This window comes from Dokdonella sp. GW821-FHT11D02, assembly GCF_058808595.1.
The window spans coordinates 2,426,568-2,445,356 of sequence record NZ_CM179520.1 but is presented as its reverse complement, the minus strand read 5'-3'; the positions used below and the strand labels follow the sequence as shown (position 1 = coordinate 2,445,356).

The 18,789-nt window shown below is 66.4% G+C and carries 19 protein-coding genes; 12 read left to right on the top strand and 7 right to left on the bottom strand.

Annotation, left to right across the window (positions count from 1 at the left end):
* The gene (locus AC3QL3_RS10260) at positions 1–1,020 is read left to right on the top strand and encodes an ATP-grasp domain-containing protein (protein ID WP_492898640.1); all 1,020 of its coding nucleotides are present in this window, start codon (positions 1–3) and stop codon (positions 1,018–1,020) included.
* 52 nt (positions 1,021–1,072) lie between these two features.
* Here AC3QL3_RS10260 and AC3QL3_RS10255 read toward each other — a convergent pair whose 3' ends face one another.
* Positions 1,073–1,927, bottom strand: coding sequence for a CPBP family intramembrane glutamic endopeptidase (locus AC3QL3_RS10255; protein ID WP_492898638.1), 855 nt, complete (start codon positions 1,925–1,927; stop codon positions 1,073–1,075).
* 280 nt (positions 1,928–2,207) lie between these two features.
* On the opposite strand from AC3QL3_RS10255, the gene AC3QL3_RS10250 reads away from it, so the two are divergent.
* The 4 genes from AC3QL3_RS10250 (at position 2,208) to AC3QL3_RS10235 (ending at position 8,793) form a co-directional block, all read left to right on the top strand.
* Positions 2,208–3,935 (top strand): choice-of-anchor Q domain-containing protein, encoded by a 1,728-nt coding sequence (locus AC3QL3_RS10250; RefSeq protein WP_492898636.1) that lies wholly within the window; start codon positions 2,208–2,210, stop codon positions 3,933–3,935.
* A gap of 85 nt (positions 3,936–4,020) precedes the next feature.
* The gene (locus tag AC3QL3_RS10245; protein WP_492898634.1) at positions 4,021–4,413 is read left to right on the top strand and encodes a cupredoxin domain-containing protein; all 393 of its coding nucleotides are present in this window, start codon (positions 4,021–4,023) and stop codon (positions 4,411–4,413) included.
* Between the two features lie 212 nt (positions 4,414–4,625).
* The gene (locus tag AC3QL3_RS10240; protein WP_492898632.1) at positions 4,626–4,883 is read left to right on the top strand and encodes a hypothetical protein; all 258 of its coding nucleotides are present in this window, start codon (positions 4,626–4,628) and stop codon (positions 4,881–4,883) included.
* A gap of 259 nt (positions 4,884–5,142) precedes the next feature.
* Positions 5,143–8,793, top strand: a complete 3,651-nt coding sequence (locus tag AC3QL3_RS10235) for a PAS domain S-box protein (RefSeq protein WP_492898630.1) — start codon at positions 5,143–5,145, stop codon at positions 8,791–8,793.
* A 126-nt stretch (positions 8,794–8,919) separates the two neighbouring features.
* Here the strand turns inward: AC3QL3_RS10235 and AC3QL3_RS10230 are convergent, their stop codons facing one another.
* The gene (locus tag AC3QL3_RS10230) at positions 8,920–9,966 is read right to left on the bottom strand and encodes a DNA topoisomerase IB (protein ID WP_492898627.1); all 1,047 of its coding nucleotides are present in this window, start codon (positions 9,964–9,966) and stop codon (positions 8,920–8,922) included.
* A gap of 232 nt (positions 9,967–10,198) precedes the next feature.
* On the opposite strand from AC3QL3_RS10230, the gene AC3QL3_RS10225 reads away from it, so the two are divergent.
* Positions 10,199–10,324, top strand: coding sequence for a hypothetical protein (locus AC3QL3_RS10225; RefSeq protein WP_492898625.1), 126 nt, complete (start codon positions 10,199–10,201; stop codon positions 10,322–10,324).
* Positions 10,325–10,418: 94 nt separating this feature from the next.
* On the opposite strand, the gene AC3QL3_RS10220 is transcribed toward AC3QL3_RS10225, so the two are convergent.
* Positions 10,419–10,601, bottom strand: coding sequence for a hypothetical protein (locus AC3QL3_RS10220; RefSeq protein WP_492898623.1), 183 nt, complete (start codon positions 10,599–10,601; stop codon positions 10,419–10,421).
* Between the two features lie 152 nt (positions 10,602–10,753).
* A complete protein-coding gene (locus AC3QL3_RS10215) occupies positions 10,754–11,107 on the bottom strand; it encodes a hypothetical protein (RefSeq protein ID WP_492898621.1) in 354 nt (117 codons plus the stop codon).
* 473 nt (positions 11,108–11,580) lie between these two features.
* On the opposite strand from AC3QL3_RS10215, the gene AC3QL3_RS10210 reads away from it, so the two are divergent.
* Positions 11,581–12,966 (top strand): sigma-54-dependent transcriptional regulator, encoded by a 1,386-nt coding sequence (locus AC3QL3_RS10210; RefSeq protein ID WP_492898619.1) that lies wholly within the window; start codon positions 11,581–11,583, stop codon positions 12,964–12,966.
* A 7-nt stretch (positions 12,967–12,973) separates the two neighbouring features.
* On the opposite strand, the gene AC3QL3_RS10205 is transcribed toward AC3QL3_RS10210, so the two are convergent.
* From AC3QL3_RS10205 to AC3QL3_RS10195, 3 genes are all read right to left on the bottom strand, one after another.
* Positions 12,974–13,261, bottom strand: coding sequence for a hypothetical protein (locus tag AC3QL3_RS10205; protein ID WP_492898617.1), 288 nt, complete (start codon positions 13,259–13,261; stop codon positions 12,974–12,976).
* 109 nt (positions 13,262–13,370) lie between these two features.
* Positions 13,371–14,261 carry an ATP-binding protein gene (locus tag AC3QL3_RS10200; RefSeq protein WP_492898615.1) on the bottom strand — a complete coding sequence of 297 codons (891 nt, stop codon included), beginning with the start codon at positions 14,259–14,261 and terminating at the stop codon, positions 13,371–13,373.
* Positions 14,262–14,264: 3 nt separating this feature from the next.
* The gene (locus tag AC3QL3_RS10195) at positions 14,265–14,924 is read right to left on the bottom strand and encodes a DUF6766 family protein (protein WP_492898613.1); all 660 of its coding nucleotides are present in this window, start codon (positions 14,922–14,924) and stop codon (positions 14,265–14,267) included.
* 358 nt (positions 14,925–15,282) lie between these two features.
* Here AC3QL3_RS10195 and AC3QL3_RS10190 point away from each other — a divergent pair, with 358 nt between their 5' ends.
* The 5 genes from AC3QL3_RS10190 (at position 15,283) to egtD (ending at position 18,775) form a co-directional block, all read left to right on the top strand.
* On the top strand, positions 15,283–15,618 hold the full coding sequence (locus tag AC3QL3_RS10190; protein ID WP_492898611.1) for a hypothetical protein: 336 nt from the start codon (positions 15,283–15,285) through the stop codon (positions 15,616–15,618).
* 215 nt (positions 15,619–15,833) lie between these two features.
* Positions 15,834–16,196 carry a BON domain-containing protein gene (locus AC3QL3_RS10185; protein WP_492898609.1) on the top strand — a complete coding sequence of 121 codons (363 nt, stop codon included), beginning with the start codon at positions 15,834–15,836 and terminating at the stop codon, positions 16,194–16,196.
* Positions 16,193–16,390, top strand: a complete 198-nt coding sequence (locus AC3QL3_RS10180; RefSeq protein ID WP_492898607.1) for a CsbD family protein — start codon at positions 16,193–16,195, stop codon at positions 16,388–16,390. Before AC3QL3_RS10185 ends, AC3QL3_RS10180 begins: the two co-directional genes overlap by 4 nt.
* An 88-nt stretch (positions 16,391–16,478) precedes the next feature.
* Entirely contained in the window at positions 16,479–17,795 is a 1,317-nt protein-coding gene (locus AC3QL3_RS10175; RefSeq protein ID WP_492898605.1) for an SUMF1/EgtB/PvdO family nonheme iron enzyme, read from the top strand.
* Entirely contained in the window at positions 17,792–18,775 is a 984-nt protein-coding gene (egtD, locus tag AC3QL3_RS10170) for an L-histidine N(alpha)-methyltransferase (RefSeq protein ID WP_492898603.1), read from the top strand. The genes AC3QL3_RS10175 and egtD overlap by 4 nt, the downstream gene beginning before the upstream one ends.
* Positions 18,776–18,789 lie beyond the last annotated feature (14 nt).

Genomic DNA, 18,789 nt, shown 5'->3' with positions numbered 1-18,789 from the left:
ATGACGCGCAGCGTGCACATCCTCGCACCGCCCGACGATCCGCACGCGCAGGTTCTGTCGTGGGCGCTGGCGCGCTTGCAGATGCCGGTGCGCACGAGCGGCAATCTGGCGCAATGGGAGGGTGCAGCGCTGGCGGTCGAAATCGACGGCGACGCGCAGTCGCTGTCGGTGCCGCCGCCGACGACCGTGTGGAACCGGCGGCCGCGCGCGCCGCTGCCGCCGCCGATGGATGCTGCCGACGCGGCGTATGCGGAGACCGAGTGGCTCTCGTTCCAACGCAATCTCGAAGCGGCGGCGACCGCGGTCCTGCCTGCGTTCTGGGTCAACCCGCCGGCCGCGGCGCGCGCGGCCGAGAACAAACTCAGCCAGCTGATCGCCGCGCGCGAAGTGGGCTTGCGCTTTCCCGAGACGGTGATCGGCAACGACGCGGCGGCCGTGCGCAAGTTGGCGCTGCGTTGCGGCCCGCTCGTGTTCAAGACCTTCCGTCCGCACATCTGGCTCGACGGCGAGGACGGCAAGCCGCTCGCGACCACTGCGGCAAAGCTCGACCCCTCGAACCTGCCCAACGCGGAGACGATCGCGCTCTGCCCGGGCATCTATCAACGCTATGTCGACAAGAGCGCGGATCTGCGCGTCACCGTGGTCGGCGATCGCAAGCTCGCGATCGCGATGCGCAGCCGCGAAGGAGCAGCCTACCTCGACTGGCGCGTGCACAGCCTCGACGCCGGCTTCAGCGCCGAAACGACGACGCTGCCGGCCACCCTGGATCGGCGCATCGATGAGCTGATGGCCAAGTTAGGCCTGGTCTTCGGCTGTCTCGACTTCGTGCTCGATCGCCACGGCGAGCTGCAATTTCTCGAGATCAACCAGGCCGGACAATTCTTGTTCGTCGAAGAACTGCTGCCCGACATCGGCATGCTGCGGCTGTTCGCCTCCTTCCTCGTGGCCGGTGCGCGCCACTACACGATCGCGACGGACCCGCAGTTGACCTTGGCGCGCTGCCTCGCCGAGACGGCTTGAAAGGATTCACAACGGCAGAAGCGCACAGATAAACAGTAAAGAGTCCGGTACCTCAAGCAGTCGCACATACGCGCGCCAGTCGACGAAACGCGCAGACGGTAGCGGCAGCGGCCAGCACGAAGCCGGTGCCGGTGAACCAGAACGCTGCGTCGGGGCCGCCGACCCAGATCAGCGCAGCGGCGCTCGCGCCGCTCTGCCATTCGGCGCGACCGTGCAACCACAGATCGACATTCGAATAGACATTGCCGAGCGTGTGCAGCACCACGGCAGGCAGGATCGATTGCGTCCGATACGTCACCGTGCCGTACAGCGCCGCCACCGCGACGTAGTAAGGCCACAACACCGGCGTGAAATCCAAATGCGCCACGGCGAACATCGTGCCGGTGACCAGAATCGCAATCGGCAGGCCGTAGCAGCGCTCGATCGGTCCCTGCATGTAACCGCGGAACGCGGCTTCTTCGATCACGCCGGCGATCGGCGCTGCCGCCAGCAGCAGGGTGAGCACGGTGATCGGCGGCACCTGCGACAGATCGGGCAAACGCTGCGGCGGCAGCGTCACCAGGCGATTGGCAAAGTGCAGCGCGGCCACCAGCGCGACGATGCCGAGCACGCCCGCAAGTAAGGCCCAGGCCCATACACGAGCGCTGAGGCGGCGAGCGCGCAACAAGTCGCGCCGCTCGGCGGCGGTGGATAGCGGCGGGCCATTCCCGTCCAAGTAGCGCCAGAGCACGATCAGGTAGATCGCGACGACGACGACCGCCCATGGGATTTCAGGGTGATAACGCAGATTCAAGGCGAACAGCGCATTGCGCGGCAGGGTGCCCGCCAGCATCACCGCCATCCCGAGCAGGATCGCGCGCAAGGTCGTGCCGAGGCGAGAGGCAGCTTGCGACGAACTCTCATTCATAGCGGCCACCCCGCTCTTCGGCCGTGCTGCCGTCACCCATCCGTTTCGGTCGGATCGGACGTCCGGAAACCTTCCCGCGCCTGCGGCGACGCCCCAAGACGCGTCGTTGCCGCGCCGGAAATAGTAATCAATTCAGCACACAACGACGGGCCGTGCGGCTTCCGATCGACTCCCGCGCGAAATCGTCATGCTTCGTCACGCAGGGGTCACGAATCGGTCAAGACTGGTCGCGGCCGCCACGGCTGCAATCGAGCTTCCCTTCCTCCAGCTCGCCGACGCCATGATCCGACCCGCCGCGAACCGCCGCTCTCTTCTCCGTCAGGCCCCGCTCGCGGTCGCCCTGGCGCTCGCGCTCGGCGCCGCCGGCGGCGTCACTACGGCGGCGCCGACGGCCGGCGGCGCACCGACCCGGCTCGCACCGCGACCGCAGACCAACGCCGAGTTGGCGCGTCAGCTGGCTCGTTACGTCCCCGCGGCGCAGGCGCCGACGCGTCCGGCCGGCACGATCACAGTGGCCAACTGCGACGACGCCGGCAACGGCTCTCTGCGTACAGCGATGGCGCAAGCGGTCAGCGGCGACACCATCGATCTCAGTACTCTGCAATGCAGCACCATCACGCTGACAAGCGGCGCGCTGTCGACCGCGGCCGACGACCTGACGCTGAGCGGTCCCGGCGCCACCCGCCTCGCCATCGACGGCGGCGGCAACGACCGCATCCTGGTCCACACCGGCACCGGCACGCTCAGCCTCGACGGCTTGACCCTGCGCCACGGCACTTACGTCTACGACCGCCCGCTGGAAGGCGGCGGCGAGGCCAACGGCGGCTGCATCGCCTCGACCGGCGACCTCACGATCAGCGCCAGCGCGATCGAACAGTGCAGCGCGACCGGCGTCGCGGTGATGGGCGGCGCGCTGCGTGCGGCGGGCGCCTTGCATCTGACCAACACGACCATTCGCGGCACCACCGCCACCGCGACCACCACCCTGCTCTCCTCGACCGCGCGCGGCGGCGTCGCTTACGCGCGTACGATCTACCTCGACGGCAGCACGATCAGCAGCGCGACCGTCAGCTCGAACACGACTCGCGCGTTCGGCGAAGCCAGCGGCGGCGCCCTGTTCGGCATGGCCGGCGTCGAACTCAAGCACAGCACGGTGAGCGGCATCGAGGTCAACGTGACCGCCGCCAAGAGCACGTATGCCGCCGGCGGCGGCATCGCCACCTTCGGCGCGGCGCTGATATCGGACAGTACGGTGTCGGACAACTCGGTGCGCGGCATCCCCGGTGCGGGCGGCGCCGCTCCCTACACCTACCGCAGCGCGATCGGCGGCGGCGGCATCTACATCATCGGCATCTCCGAGCGGACGATCGATTCGCGCATCGTCAACTCGACCATCAGCAACAACTCCGCCGTTGCCGACGGCGATCCGGGCGAATACACCTACGGCGGCGGCGGCGCGCTGGCGAGTACGAGCCCGTATCTGCTGCACGTGACCAACTCGACCTTGTCCGGCAATCTTTCCAACATCGGCGGCGGCGGTGTCTATCTGCGTCGATTCGGCTCGATCGCGCTGGCCAATGCGACGATCGCCGATAACAGCGCACCGAACGCCGGCGCGATCGAGAACCGCGGCACCCGCGAACTGGTCAGCGACAGCAGTCTGATCGCCGCCAACCATCTGACCGGCGCCAGCGGCGGTACCGAAATCGTGTCGTCGCAGCCGATCAGCGGTGCCAACAACTTGATTGCTTCCGCCGACGTCGCCCTGCCCGCCGGCACCTTGACGGCCGATCCGCAACTCGGGCCGCTGGCCGACAACGGCGGCCCGACCAGGACGCACGCGCTGCTGCCCGGCAGCCCCGCGATCGATACCGGCAGCGACACAGTCCAGCTCGCTACCGATCAACGCGGCGAAGGTTATGTGCGCAGCGCAGGCGCGGCGCCCGACATCGGCGCGTTCGAGCTGCAGATGAACGACAGCATCTTCGCCGACGGCTTCGACGGCTGACGCAGGCCGCCATCGAAAGCCCACGCACCGACATCGCGCCGTCACCGAAAGCCGCTAGCGTCGTCGCCTGCGACGGGGGTGACGCATGCGGAATTCAATCGTCTTGATGGCGCTGTTGGCGCTCGGCGTCGGTGCGGCGCATGCCGCCGATCATCAGGTGCGGGTCGGCGCCGACGGCAGCAACCGGATCGTCCCCGAGAACACGGACGTGGCGGTCGGCGACACCGTCACCTTCGTCAACGACGGCAGCGAGCACAACGTCGCCAGCGTGGCCGGATCGGCATTCGCGTTTCGCTGCGCCGTAGACTGCGCGGCGGGCGGCGGCCCCAGCGCCACCGCCTGGACCTCGACCATCACCATTCCGGCCCAGGCCGCGCACCGCAGCGTGCGCTACTACTGCGAACGGCACGGCCTGGGCATGTCGGCGACCTTGACCGTCACCAATCCGGTTCAGCTGCAGTCCTTCGCGATCGATTGATCCGCTGCGCGGCGAGTCGCGCCGGCAATCGGCCTCGTCGCGGGAATTCCTTTCCTCTTCCGTGAAACGATTGCCGCCATCGCGCGCCGTCGGCGGCGCTTTCATCGTGCGTACAGCGCTGGCACATCGCGTGCTTGGACTTGGCACTCCCGAGCATGTCCGCGGCGCGCGTCTCGGGATGGTGCTATCGGACGCCGAGTGAGGAGAAGGTCGTGAATTCCTGGGTCGCTACATCCGATACGTTGCCGCACGAAGGCGACGCCGTCCTGTTCGTGGTCGAGCGACGTTGCATCGTGCTGTGCGGCGTCTATGCCGAATGCACGTTCAAGTCGCGCTGGTCGTGCTATTCGCCCGGCGACATCAGCGAATGGTGCCGGCTCGACGCCGGCGCTGACGCCGACGAGCGGGCCTACGGCGAAGCCGCGGCGGTTCGCCGTGCGCAGGAACGCGCCGCCGCATTGGCGGCCTGACCGACGCTTTGCACATCGAACGTGCCGAGTGCTTGGCGCCGGCACGACGTCGTTCTTCTTTGCATGGGATGGAGCCGATGTTCCGGTCCGTCCGTGAAGACGAAAGAATTTCTTCTTCGCGCCCTTTCCTTCTCGTTTTACGCAGCCAGACAGCGCGCTGCGCCCATTCCGGCAGCACTTGCGCGGTAAAAGGGTCCGAGGTCTGGTGTTCGGAGGCGTGCCGCGATCAGCAGCAAGGCTACGTACAAGCGAGCGCGACGTGCATGTGCGATCACGCCGCCTGCCGGCACCGAGATTCGCGCTACGCCCGATCTTCCGCATAAGGCGCGAGAATGGGCGTACACACTCGCGTACCTGTGCTGCATCGATGCGCGACCGCGCGCGCCGGTATGTGGGAAGATCGCCGAGTCTTCATTTCGCCGCTCTGGCGCGATCCGCGGCGAGCCATCGGGAAAACCCAGTTTTGCACTCGGTACATTTCTACGACGAAGACGAGGTCCTGCTCGAAACGCTGTCGCGTTTCGTGACGGCCGCCTTCGAGCGCGATCACGCGGTCGTCGTGATCGCGACCGCGCAGCACAGCGCCGCGTTGCGCGATCGTCTGATCGCGGCCGAATTCGACCCGAGCGCCCTCGCCGCCGCACATCGCTATGTCGAACTCGACGCGCAGGCGACGCTTTCCGAGCTGGTGACCGGTGCTGCGCTGGACGAAGCGGCATTCGAACGCATCGTCGCCGCCCCGATTCGCACAGCCGCCGCTCGCTACGGCGGCGTGAGCGCCTTCGGCGAAATGGTCGATTTGTTGTGCGCGTCCGGTCGTCCGCAGGCGGCCCTGCACTTGGAGCGATGCTGGCACGAGCTGTGCGAACGCACCGGACTCGACCTGCTCTGCGCCTACTCGATCGATCCGTTCTTGCACGCCGACGGCGAGCGTCTGCTCGAGCAGATCTGTTCGGTGCACGCCGAAGCGCCGCAGAACCGCACCGCGGCGCCGCTCGAGACCGAGCAGACGCGCGCCCACGTGCTCGAGCGCGAGGTCGCCTTGCGCCGCGCCCTGCACAAGCGGCTCGCGCGGCGTGACCGCGAATTGAACGACTTCCTCGAGAACGGTGTCGAGCCGCTGCACAAGCTCGACTCCGACGGCACCCTCTTATGGGCGAACCAAGCCGAGCTCGACCTGCTCGGCTACGCGAAAGAAGAATACGTCGGCCGCAACATCGCCCAGTTCCATCTCGATCCCGGCCTCGTGCACGCGTGCATGGACAGCCTGCGTCGCGGCGAGGCGCTGCGCAACGTGCCGGCCCGTCTGCGCCACAAAGACGGTTCGATCCGCCACGTGCTGGTCAGCTCCAATAGCTTCAATGCGGACGGACGCTTCGTCTACGCGCGCTGCTTTTCGCGCGACGTCACCGAGCAGGTGCAGACCGAACAGCACCTACGCGAGCAGCTCGACGCGTGGGAAGTATTGCGCCGCACCGGCGGCGCGCTGACCAGCGAAATCGACATCGAACGGCTGGCGCAGACGATTACCGATGCGGCGTTGGAAATCACGCACGCGCAATTTGGCGCGATGCTCTGCCGCGACGGCGACGCCGTCGACGCGACGCCGTGGGTGCGCGCGTCGGCCGGCTTGCCGTTCGATGTCCCCGACGAGTTTCATTCCTCGCTGAGCGCGGAGATCCTGTCCGCTTCCTTGCGCGGCGAACGCACGGTCCGCCGCGACGCGAGGCCGAATACGGCGCCCGCCGGTAGCGGCGGATCGATTCACAGCTATCTGTCGGTGCCGCTGGTGTCACGCCCCGGGCGGGTCCATGGCGGCCTCTTCCTCGCCCACGCCGATCGCGACGCCTTCACGCGACGCGACGAACTGATCGTCGAGGGCATCGCCGCGCAGGCCGCAATCGCGATCGACAACGCCTACCTGCTGCAGGCGCAGGAACGCTCGCGCGGAGAGCAGAACACGTTCAGCGAAACGCTCGAGCGCCGCATCGTCGAGCGCACCGAGTCACTGCAGCGCAGCGAGCGCCAGCTCGATCAGTTGTTGTCCGGCATCGCCGACTACGCCATCTTCCTGCTCGATGCCGACGGCCACGTGCTGACCTGGAACACCGGCGCCGAGCGCATCGAAGGCTATGCCGCCGCGGAAATCGTCGGACAGAACTTCGAACGCTTCTACACGCCCGACGACCGTGCCGCCGGATTGCCGCGGCGCGCACTGGAGACGGCCCGCGCGAACGGCAAGTACGAGACCGAAGCCTGGCGCATGCGCAAGGACGGTTCGCGCTTCTGGGCCAGCGTGCTGCTCGATGCGATCCACAACCGCGACGGCGAGGTGATCGGCTTCGCCAAGGTCACGCGCGACATGACCGAACGCCGCGCGATCGAAGAGCAGCTGCAGCAATCGCAGCGGATGGAAGCGGTCGGGCGCATGACCGGCGGCGTCGCGCACGACTTCAACAACCTGCTGACGATCATCATCGGCAACCTCGATGCGATCTGTCGCGACGTCGAGCTGCGGCCGAAGCTGCGCACCGCCGCCGAGCACGCCTTGCGCGGCGCTCAGCGCGCGACGGCGTTGACCCAGCAGCTGCTCGCGTTCTCGCGCCGGCAGCCGCTCGACCCCAAGCCGACCGACGTCAACCGCCTGGTCGCCGGCACCGCCGAGCTGCTCAAGCGCACCTTCGGCGAATCGATCGCGATCGCCACGGAGCTTGCGGCCGATCCGGCCGTCTGCGAAGTCGATGCGGCGCAGCTGGAGAATGCGCTGATCAATCTCGCGATGAACGCGCGCGACGCGATGCCGACCGGCGGCCGCCTGACCGTATCGACGGCCAATACCCGCGGCGGAATCGCGCCCGGCGCGGGCCGCTCGCTGGACTGCGTGACGATCGGCGTCTCCGATACCGGCGTGGGCATGAGCGCCGACGTGCGCGAGCATGCGTTCGAACCGTTCTTCACCACCAAGCCGGCCGGCCGCGGCACCGGGCTCGGGCTGAGCCAGGTGTACGGTTTCGTGCAGCAGTCCGACGGCCTGATCACCTTGAAGAGCGAACCCGGCTCCGGCACCACGGCCACGATCCGCCTGCCGCGCCTGGATGTCGGTGTCGTCGAAACCGACGAAGCGAAACCCAACGATGCGCCCGACGGCAGCGGCAAGGTGCTCTTGGTCGAGGACAACGAAGACGTGCGCCGCTACGCCGCCGCTTTGCTGCGCGAGCTCGGCTTCGAGGCGATCGAGGCAGCCAGCGGCGAGGCGGCGCTGGAGTTGCTCGAACGCCATCCCGCGCTGCGTCTTCTGTTCACCGACGTCGGCCTGCCCGGCATCGACGGTTTGCAGCTGGCCGAGCAGGCGCGCCGTAAGCGGTCCGACTTGAAAATCCTGTTCACCACCGGCTACGCGCACCATTCGGTGGCGCTGTCGGCACGCTCGGACAGGGACAGCGGTTTGCTGCGCAAGCCGTACATGCGCGCGCAGCTCGCGCAAAGCATTCGCGAACTGCTCGAAGACCGCATCGAAAACGCCCAACGGCCGCGCGCGCTCTTGGTCGAGGACGACGCGATGCTGTGCGAGTTCACCGCGCACATGCTCGAGCGGATGCAATTCGACGTCACCACGGCCGACTCGGTCGCCGCCGCCTTGCGCCTGATCGAGAGCGATCGCCACTTCGACTTCGCCTTGATCGACCATCTGCTCGGCGACGGCGACGGTACCGAGATCGCGCGCCGCTTGCGCGCCGCGCTGCCGCCGACACCGGTACTGATGACCAGCGGTTACGGCGATCCCGAACCGGACGACAGCGTCGAAGTAACGATGGAAACGCTGCCCAAGCCGTACGGCTACGACACGCTGGCCGATGCGATCGCTCGGCTCGGCATTCGATCCGAGCGCTTCACGCCGCGCCGCCCATGATCGGCAGCACGATGCATGCCTCGTATTTCTCATCGCGACAGCTTGCCGATGAACGAGATCGGCCGCCGCGCCACGGCAAGATTTTCAGAGTGTGGGAAACATCGACCGCATTCTTGATGTAAACGATCAACGGCGCCGCTGCGCCGTGCGCAGGAAGCGCAGCACGGTCCGCTCGACACGATCGAGGCCCGGACGCGTGCCGACGATGCGTTGGTGGATTCCGCGCAAGCGTTCCGTCGCGCTGCCTTCGGCAGCCTCCAGAATCAGCGGATGGATATAGGCGCGCCGGCATACCGCCGGCGTATTGCCGAGCGCGTCCGCCGCTGCTGCGATCGCCGCCTTCAAATCCACCGTGCCCGAGCTTTCCGCGATGATTTCGCGCGCCACCACCACGCTGGCCGACCAGGTGCGGAAGTCCTTCGCGCTGAACTCGCCGTGCGCGATCTCGCGCAGGTAGGCGTTCACGTCGGTGGAAGTGACGCGATGGATGCGCTTGCCGTCGGCGTACTGGAACAGCTGCTGCCCCGGCAGATCGCGGCAGCGGCGCACCACCGCGGCGACGCGGGCGTCCTCCAGCGCGACGTCGTGATGATGGCCGGACTTGCCGCGAAACACGAAGCGCACTTCGTCGCCGGCCACTTGCGCGTGACGATTGCGCAAGGTGCTCAGTCCGTACGAGCGATTCGCCTTGGCGTACTCCTCGTTGCCGACGCGGATCTGCGTGCGGTCGAGCAGACGCAGAATCGCGGCGAGCACCTTCTCGCGATGCACGCCGCGTTTGCGCAGGTCGCGCGCGATGCGCCGGCGCAGGCTCGGCAGTGCTTGCGCGAACTCGAGCGTGCGCACGAACTTGCTGCCGTCGCGCGCGTTGCGCCAGCCGGCGTGATAGCGATATTGCTTGCGCCCGCGCTGGTCGCGGCCGGTCGCCTGAAGATGTCCGTTGGCGCTGCGGCAGATCCACACATCGGTATACGCCGGCGGGATCGCCAACGCGCGGATGCGCGCCAGCACGCGCGGGTCGCGCAGCGCACGGCCGCGCGAGTCGAGGTAGACGAAACCCTTGCCGCGGCGCCGGCGCGCATAGCCCGGCTCGGTGTCGCTGACGTAGCGCAGCTTCGCGGCGGCAGCAGGCCGCGTCTTCGCGCTTGCGGTTTTTCGATTCGCGTCAGTCATGCGCAGGGTTGCGGCGGTGAATCATCGGTCCCGACTTTCTTGCGTCTCGATCCTTCGCTCGCAAGGGAGGGAAATTCGACCGCACCGGCGGTATTTCTTTCTCGCTTTTCCCAAGTCCGCAGACTCGATCCCGGCCCGCAGCAACGATCGAAGCTGGCGCGATGTGCTGGCATGTCGCTTGCTCAATCCTTCTCATCGCTTCTTCCGTGGAGAGACCTCGTGAAAATCGCGCGTGCTCGATAGCGGCTCGAAGCTGCAGGCCTTCGCGCAGAAGACCTTGCCGACGCTGGAACAGCATTTGCGCATGGCGCGCGAGCTTTCCGCCGAGGCCAAAGCCGACAAGACGAAGGAGCCTTGAGCGGCGAAACATCGGTTGCATGACGGTCAGCGCGCTTCTCTCCCCCCGCTTGCGCGACCGATCTCGAGGACCGCAAGGACGCGGTCCTTTTTTTTTAGCGTCCTTTGGGCTTGCGCTGCGGCGTCGGAGCCGTTTCTTCCTCGTCGATCTCGATGTCGGTGCTCTTGCTCGGATCGGGCGGAATCGGCTGACGCGGGTCGCTGGCGTCGCCCTCGCTCGGCGATTCCCTTTTCTTCGGTACGGGCGGATGCGGCGGGCGCTTCGTGCTGTCGTTCATTCCAGTTGATTCCCATGAAAGCTGACGCGGCGAGATCAGCTACGCCGACGACAATGCCGGCGTACCTCGTGAATCGCTGCGCTCGCCGGCCACCGATCGCGGTTTCGAGGCGCTGCTCGGCAGCCTCGCGTTCGCGTGTGGAGGCGAGGAACTCAGTCCAGCAACCACACGCGCTCGCGTTCGCTGCGCTCGTGGCGCAAGTCGTCGGCGATGTCCGACGGCTCGGCGCCGCAGGCGTAGGTGCCGACGATCCAATGCAAGGGCACCGACGGCAGTACGTCGACGCAGGCGCAGTGCACGCGGAATTCGTCGTCGACCCAAACCGTGATGGTCGAGCAGGCGGATGCGCGCGAGACGGCGGCGGCGAGCTTGCCGGCATCGTCTTGCAAGGAGCCGATCGCGAACATCGCCATTTCGTTGCGACGCCGCGGCGCGGCACGGCGCGCGCCACGCTCGGAAACATCCGCCGCGAGCGGCGGCAGCGCGGAATGGTCAATCGCCGACATGGCAGCTCTCCCGCACGTCGCGACGGACAGCGTGCTCGCGGACGGATGGATTCGTCGCCGCGATTGGGCGGCGGTGGCGGTCGCCATGGATCAGTGCGGTGTGCATCATCGGTCTCCCTGAAGGCGGTGCGCGTCGTGGCGCTCGTTCAGCTACGCATCATTCGTGCCACGCGGCAGAAGGCCGCCAATACGCGAAGAAAGGCCGTGAATGCGGTAGCTTTTTCCTTCCGAGTGAAAATATTTCCCCGCGCTGCGCGCCTGCGCTGCGCACCGTCGGCGCAGGCTCGGCGCACGCGTTTTTTAAGAGAAATACAACGCTTGCTTTACATCGATCACATACAAGAAGAAAGTACATTGCTCGTATATTTTTATCATTCATCGTTTCGTCAAACGCGTCCGTGCGATCGAACGACAGTCGTCCGACTACCCGATGCGCACGGCCGCGCCGGCCCATCCTTCGAAGGCGGTAAACGATGAGCTATTCCAGTCACACCGGCAGCGTTCTCCTGGTCGACGACAACGCCGAGTTCTGCTCGATGGTGTCCGAGGTCGCGAACTTAGCCAGTTGCAAGATGACGTCGGTGGACACGCTGGAGCTGGCTCGGCGTGCGGCGACCGAGAACGAGTTCGATCTGCTCTTGGTCGACATCTCTCTGCCGGACGGCAACGGGCTCGATCTGGTCGACGAAATCGATCTCGCCTCGCACGGCAAAGTGGCCGTGGTCACCGGCATGCCCTCGATCGAGACGGCGGTACGCGCGGTGCGCGCGCCGATCGTCGAGTATCTGGTGAAGCCGATCTCCACCGACGCGTTGACCAAGTTGATGCAGGGCGCGCACGCACGCGCGCTGTCGCGGCAACCCGCACCGACGCAGCGATTCGGCGGCATGGTCGGCCAGAGCGCGCCGATGCAGACCCTGTTCGACCAGTTGCGCCGCGTCGCGCCGCTCGACGTGTGCCTGTTCCTGCACGGCGAGAGCGGCACCGGCAAAGAGCTGGTCGCGCGCGCGCTGCACGAGCTGAGCGGCCGCAGCGGCCGCTTCGTCGCGGTCAATTGCGGCGCGATCGCACCGGATCTGCTGAGCAGCCAGCTGTTCGGGCACGAGCGCGGCTCGTTCACCGGCGCGGTGCAATCGCATGCCGGCTTCTTCGAACAGGCCGAGGGCGGCACGCTGTTCTTGGATGAAATCACCGAGATGCCGCTGTCGCTGCAGGTGTTCCTGCTGCGCGTGTTGGAAACGCGCAGCCTGACCCGCGTCGGCGGCACGCGCGAAATTCCGATCGACGTGCGTGTCGTTGCCGCCTGCAACCGCGATCCGCTGCAGGCGGTCGAGAACGGCAACCTGCGCGCCGACCTCTACTATCGATTGAGCGAATTTCCGATCGAAGTGCCGCCGCTGCGCGATCGCCGCGACGACATCCCCCTGCTCGCCCGGCACTTCCTCGAGCGCCTCAACGAGCGCTACGACACCGCGCGCCGCTTCGACGCCGCCGCGCTGCGCCAGCTCTCCGAGCGCAGCTGGCCGGGCAACGTGCGCGAGCTGCGTCACGTGGTACAGCGGCACTACATCCTGACCGACGACGACCTCATCACCGTTCGTCCCGAACCGCCGCCGCGCCCGATCACCGAGAGCGACGGCTCGATTCGTTTCACCGTCGGCATGAGCTTCGACGTGGTCGAGCGCGAGATGCTGCTGAAGACGTTGGCCAGTTGCAACAACAACAAGCGCCAAGCCGCGCGCGCGCTCGGTATCACCGCGAAGACGATCTACAACCGCCTGCTGCGCTATCGCGCGCAAGGACTCATCGACGACACCCTGGTCGGCACGCCGCCGGACGAGGGCGACAGCGAAAGCTGAGCGGCGCTCAGAATCGCTCGACGAATTCCAGCGCTACTCCACTGGTGCGCGCGGCCAGCACCAAATGGTCGCGCACCTCTTCGGCAGCCGCATCGCTTTGCGCATGCACTTCGAGGTCGTGGAAATCCGTACCCAGATCCTCGACCAGTCCGAGCGAACTGGAATCGTCGCGCAGATGATCGCTTTGGTCGGCGACTTCCTCGATGCGGTCGACCCGCTCCAGCGATTCGAGCGTCTTGATCACTCGCTCGACCGCGCCGGCCGTGCCGGTCAGACGGACGCGGACGAGCGGCATGTCGATTTCTCCTGTCTTGCGTGCGACGGTTCGGCTGGAACGAATCGGTTCGGCATGGCTCTATCCGCAAGGAAGTCGGATCGAGTCTTCCATGTTCCGTGCCAAGCGGTCAGAGCGTCGGCGTTCCGTTCGCCAGCGGAAACAGCAGACCGATGGTCGTGCCTTGTCCGGGCACCGTTTCCAGCCGTACCGAGCCGCCGCTGCGACGGGCGGTGTCGCGCACTTGCGCAAGACCCAAGCCGCCGGCGTCGGCCTGGCTGCTGAAGAAGGTTTCGAATGCGCGGCGACGTACGGCGTCGGGCATGCCCTCGCCGCTGTCGCTCGCGCTCAACAGCAGGAAATCGCGCTCGCCGGCGATGTCGGAGTGCTTCAGATTGCGCGTGGTCAGCAACAGGCGCCCATTCGCAGCCATCGCGGCACGCGCGTTCAGCGCCAGATGCCGCAGCGCCGTGCGCAAAAAACGCGGATCGCAGCGAATGCGCGCATCGGCCGCATCCAGCCGCAATTCCAGTGCGGCCGCGCCGAGCACGCTACGCAAGTCGCCGCTGCAGGCTTCGATCACGGTGTGCGCGTCGAGCGTGCGCGCGTTCTCGCAGCTGTGCGCCGCCTGCGCCATCGCGGTGGTGAAGCTGCGCTGGCGTTCGATCGTCTCGATCACGCCGGCAAGCAGGCGCCGCGCGCGCGCGTCCCCTTCGATCTGCGCCGCCAACTCGACGCCGGTCAGAACGCTCGCCAATAGATTGTTGATGTCGTGGGCGAACTGGCCGACGAGCTGGCCCAGCGTTTCCAGTTCGGCTACGGGGCCGGCTTCCGACGCGGGCGCGGGGGAATGGCGGGATCGCGCGTCCATGCTCGCCATCCTAACGCAAGGGGTGTAGTCGAGGCGTGAGCCGATGCTGAAAAGCTCGACGGGATCGAAAAAATCAGCCGCGGTTACGGCCGTTTCCGCTGCGTTCGCGACACGCTGCATACATGTGCTGCTGCCTGCCGCGGTGAGCACGACCTAACTTCCGGTCTGGCTGTGCGGCGCCCCTAGCGGTTTGGACTGCGGCGAATTCTCCTGCCGCAGCACGATCGACAGCAGCACCAAGCTCAGCACGGCGAGAAATTCGCTTTGCCAGTTCTGTGTCGACTCGAACCAGAATTGCGCACCACCGAGATGTTCGAAGAAGCCTACAGCCGGCTGGCCTTGCGCCAAGCGCTCGGCCACCTCGTATCGCCAGCTGCCGTAGGCGTGGCCGCCGAACGCGAAGAAGAAGAGCGAGAACAGCGCGATCGACAGCGAATTGGCATACAGCCGGCGACGCCACCCGCCTGCCCTCACCGGACCCGGCACCTCGCCTGCATCGACGCTTTCGTCTTCCTCCTGCGGCGACATCGGCCGCGATTCGGCCGAGCCGCGCTGACGCAGCCACACCGTGAGCAGCACGTACATGCCCATCTGCAGGAACTCGCTTTCCCAATTCTCGAACAGTGCGGAGAAGAAATGGCCACTGCCGAGATAGGCCGCGAGGCTCATTGCGGCTTGATGGTGACGAGCCAGCTCGTCGTTGTAGACGCGCTGTCCGAACGCAATCTGCGCCGCCAGGCAGATCAGAAACACCGTCGCCAGCGTCAGCGACAGACCGTTGGATTTCCAGAACGAGCGATCGGCCGACGTCATCGACGGACTCCTTACGCTGGTCTACGAGAGACGAACCTCGGGCGCACCGACCGACTCTGTCGTGGCGTCCCGCCTTTCAAGCACCGACCCATCGGCGCTCGAACCTCATCCGCCGGGCTCCGCCTTCATTCGGCGCAATCCTCGACCTCGTTCAACGCGCAGAGGCAGAGCGTCGGCGGATCGTGGCATCGAGTCGCAGGTGCAACCGCTATGCCAGAACGCAGCGAAATGACTGCGTGTCGCGAAGGATTTTGCAGCTACCGCGTCGACGCTCGTTCATCGTCGCTGCGTCTGCGGGTGGCACATCAATTGCTGAACCCTAAGACAAGTCGCAGCGAACGATTCCGGAGGATTCGCCATGACCTTGCACGACAGCCGCTACACCATCACCGACGCGTCAGTTCCGACGCGCAACGAGCGGAAGGAAAATCGCAAACAGATATTCGAAGAAAACACGTCGTTTGCACGCTCGCGGCCGTCGTCGCTGCCCGAGTCATCGCGCAAGTCTCGCGAGAACACTCCGAGCGATCAGCGCACCCGCGCACCGAAACAAAGCACGGCGACGGAGAGCCCGCGAGCTGCCGCCGCGCGCAAAGCGCAGCGCAGCAGTACACCGAGCAACACCTCCGCACGCCTGCGTGCGCAGTTCAACCGTACGCGCAAAGCGAGACTTTCAATCGCCTCGCCGCCGTGATGGCGCGCGACAACGCACCTCGATCGCGATCTCGACATCGCTGAAAGCGATTCGGATATCGCCGGCAAGTCGTGCCATAGCGGGAAATTCTTTCGCCATCGCGCAAAAAATTTCGCCTCCCAAACGACTATGAACACGCTTTTCCGCCGTGCAGAGCCATGGTGCGCTTCCTGCATCGTTATCGATGTCGCACCGACATCCACAGGAGATCACGCATGAAAGCCAAGCCGTCCTCGATCGTCTCTCTCACTCTCGCCGGCGCCTTGCTGATCGGCGCCGCCGCAGCACCGGCACTTGCTCTCGCCGCGAACGAAGCCAATGACGGACAGAAGTCCGATCAACCGGTCAGCGACACCTGGATAACGACTAAGGTCAAGTCGGACCTGGCCACCACCGACGGCGTCAAGAGCATGGACATCAGCGTCAAGACCGTGAACGGCACGGTCACGCTGACCGGCACGCAGCCCGACAAGGCCGCGATCAAGAAAGCCGTCGCGGCAACCCAAAGCATCAAGGGCGTCAAGCATGTCGACGCTACCGGCTTGATCGTCCAGAAAGAAACGGCGGAGCAGAAATGAACAAGGACCGCATCCAAGGCCAGTGGCGTCAGTTGGCCGGTACGCTCAAGGAAAAATGGGGCCAGCTGACCGAAGACGATCTCGACGTCGCCGAAGGCAATCGCGAATACCTGGCCGGCAAGATCCAGGAGCGCTACGGCATCGCCAAGGAAGAAGCCGAGCGGCAAGTGCGCGAGTTCGATCGCACGTTGTAGGTCTCGCAACCGCTGCGCATGCCGGCGTGCCGCGGCCGCCGGCACGCGTTGCGAGCCGACCGCGTACCACTACATCATGGTGACCCGCATGCTGCCATCCTCTCGTGCCGCTGCGCCGCACCCTCTGCTCGCCCGGCTCCACTACGCGCGGCGGCTGACCGACTCGCTGCTCGCCTGCGCTAGGCCGAGCCGTCTGTTGGAACGCCCGATTGCCGAACGGCATCGCTTCATCTTCTACCTCGGCCATCTCGACGCGTTCGATTGGAACCTGCTCGGCCGGCGCCTCGGCTTGAATGGCACGCACCCGTTCGACACGTTGTTCGATTTCGGCATCGATCCGATCGCCAGCGGCCTGCCGCAGGAAGAGGCGTATGCGTGGCCGCCAGTGCACGAGATCGACGCCTATCTCGCGGCGCGCCGCAACTCGCTCGATCGTGCATTGCCGCCGGCGCTCGTCAACGACCGCCGCGATCGGCAAACGCCACCGCTGAGCTTCGTGCTCGAGGCGGCGATCGAACATCGCCTGATGCACGCGGAGACGTTGGCTTACATGATCGATCATTCCTCGATCGAGCGGCCGCTGCGCCGGCGGCCGACGCGGCGCCAGCCGGAAACACGCTTCCGCGCCGTGCCGGCGGGCACCGCCACCCTCGGCCGCGAGCGCGACGACTGGCGCAGCTTCGGCTGGGACAACGAATACGCCGCGCATTCGGTCGCCGTCGATGCGTTCGAGATCATGCAGTGCATGGTCAGCAACGGCGACTACCTGCGTTTCGTCGACGCCGGCGGCTATCAAGAACCGGCGCTGTGGTCGCCGGCCGACTGGCAGTGGCTCCGCGCGCGCGACCTGACGCATCCGCTGTCGTGGCAGCGACACATCGACGGGTGGTACCAGCGCACGCCGTCGGAACACCTGCCGCTGCCGCTGGACTGGCCGGTCTACGTCAGTCACGCCGAGGCGAGTGCCTACGCACGTTGGATCGGCGCCGCGCTGCCGACCGAAGCGCAGTGGCATCGCGCGGCCTACGGCGACCCGGACGGCGTCGAGCGCTTCTATCCTTGGGGAACGGCGCCACCGTCGACGCGCCACGGCAACTTCGATTTTCTCGACAGCCATCCGCACGCAGTCGACGCGCACCTCGACGGCGCCAGCGCGTTCGGCCTCGTCGGCTTGCTCGGCAACGGTTGGGAATGGACGTCGACGCGGTTCGCCGCCCTGCCCGGCTTCGAGCCGTTCGATTTCTATCCCGGCTATTCCGCCGACTTCTTCGACGACCGCCACTACGTGCTCAAGGGCGGTGGACCGTTCACCGATGCCGCCTTTCTGCGGCGTTCGTTTCGCAACTGGTTCCAACCGCACTATCCCTACGCCCAGGCCGGCTTCCGCTGCGTGGCCAAGCCATGAACACTTGCGCCGAGAAACTCTCGGGCCACGGCGCGGAGGGCGTCTTCGAACGCTTCGCCGCCGACGTGCGCAGCGGACTCGGCGGCAGCGATCGCAAGTCGTTGCCGCCGCGCTATCTCTACGACGCGCTCGGCTCCGCCTTGTTCGAAGCGATCACGCAGCTGCCGGAATACGGCGTCTGGCGCGCCGAGCGGCGCCTGCTGCAGAGCCATGCGGACGAGATCGTCGCGCAATGCCCCGCGCCGGCGGTGATCGAACTCGGCAGCGGCAGCGCCTCCAAAACGCGGCCCTTGCTGCGCGCATTGTTGCATCGGCATGCGGTTTCCTACAGCGCCGTCGATCTCTCACACACGGCGCTCGAGGCCAGCCGCAGCACCTTGCAGGGGCTAGAAGGCTTGTCCATCCAGCTGCTCGAAACCGACTATCTGAGTGGCGTGGAGCGCGCCTCGCAGCAGCGCGTCGACGGCGATCGTCTGCTGGTGCTGTTTCTGGGCAGCTCGCTCGGCAATTTCGACGCGGCCGAGGCGCTGCACTACCTGCGCCGGATCCGCCTGGCTTTGAGAAGCGGCGACGGCCTCTTGCTCGGCGCCGATTTGGACAAGCCGAAAGCGCAGCTGCTGTCCGCTTACGCCGACCCGCTCGGCGTCACCGCGGCGTTCAACATGAATCTCCTGGTGCGCATGAATCGCGAACTCGGCGCCGACTTCGAACTGGCGCAGTTCCGCCACCTGGCGTGCTTCGAGGCCTCCACGCGCGACGTGCAGATGCACCTGCAGTCGCTGTGCGCGCAGAAGGTCCGCTTCGCCGATCTCGGCTTGTCGATCACGCTGCGCGAAGGCGAAACCATCCACACCGAAAGCAGCCACAAGTACCGCGTGCAGGAACTCGATGCGCTGGCCGCTGCGGCCGGCTTCCATCCGCAAGCGCATTGGCGAGACGAGGACTGGGCTTTTCTCGACGCGTTGTATGTGGCCGTCTGAGAGTGCCGTGCCCG

Bases quoted from the DNA above. Each gene is read 5' to 3' on its own strand.
- AC3QL3_RS10260 (WP_492898640.1), top strand. From the start codon at position 1: ATGACGCGCAGCGTGCACATCCTCGCACCGCCCGACGATCCGCACGCG.
- AC3QL3_RS10255 (WP_492898638.1), bottom strand. From the start codon at position 1,927: ATGAATGAGAGTTCGTCGCAAGCTGCCTCTCGCCTCGGCACGACCTTG.
- AC3QL3_RS10250 (WP_492898636.1), top strand. From the start codon at position 2,208: ATGATCCGACCCGCCGCGAACCGCCGCTCTCTTCTCCGTCAGGCCCCG.
- AC3QL3_RS10245 (WP_492898634.1), top strand. From the start codon at position 4,021: ATGCGGAATTCAATCGTCTTGATGGCGCTGTTGGCGCTCGGCGTCGGT.
- AC3QL3_RS10230 (WP_492898627.1), bottom strand. From the start codon at position 9,966: ATGACTGACGCGAATCGAAAAACCGCAAGCGCGAAGACGCGGCCTGCT.
- AC3QL3_RS10220 (WP_492898623.1), bottom strand. From the start codon at position 10,601: ATGAACGACAGCACGAAGCGCCCGCCGCATCCGCCCGTACCGAAGAAA.
- AC3QL3_RS10215 (WP_492898621.1), bottom strand. From the start codon at position 11,107: ATGTCGGCGATTGACCATTCCGCGCTGCCGCCGCTCGCGGCGGATGTT.
- AC3QL3_RS10210 (WP_492898619.1), top strand. From the start codon at position 11,581: ATGAGCTATTCCAGTCACACCGGCAGCGTTCTCCTGGTCGACGACAAC.
- AC3QL3_RS10205 (WP_492898617.1), bottom strand. From the start codon at position 13,261: ATGCCGCTCGTCCGCGTCCGTCTGACCGGCACGGCCGGCGCGGTCGAG.
- AC3QL3_RS10195 (WP_492898613.1), bottom strand. From the start codon at position 14,924: ATGACGTCGGCCGATCGCTCGTTCTGGAAATCCAACGGTCTGTCGCTG.
- AC3QL3_RS10190 (WP_492898611.1), top strand. From the start codon at position 15,283: ATGACCTTGCACGACAGCCGCTACACCATCACCGACGCGTCAGTTCCG.
- AC3QL3_RS10185 (WP_492898609.1), top strand. From the start codon at position 15,834: ATGAAAGCCAAGCCGTCCTCGATCGTCTCTCTCACTCTCGCCGGCGCC.
- AC3QL3_RS10180 (WP_492898607.1), top strand. From the start codon at position 16,193: ATGAACAAGGACCGCATCCAAGGCCAGTGGCGTCAGTTGGCCGGTACG.
- AC3QL3_RS10175 (WP_492898605.1), top strand. From the start codon at position 16,479: ATGCTGCCATCCTCTCGTGCCGCTGCGCCGCACCCTCTGCTCGCCCGG.
- egtD (WP_492898603.1), top strand. From the start codon at position 17,792: ATGAACACTTGCGCCGAGAAACTCTCGGGCCACGGCGCGGAGGGCGTC.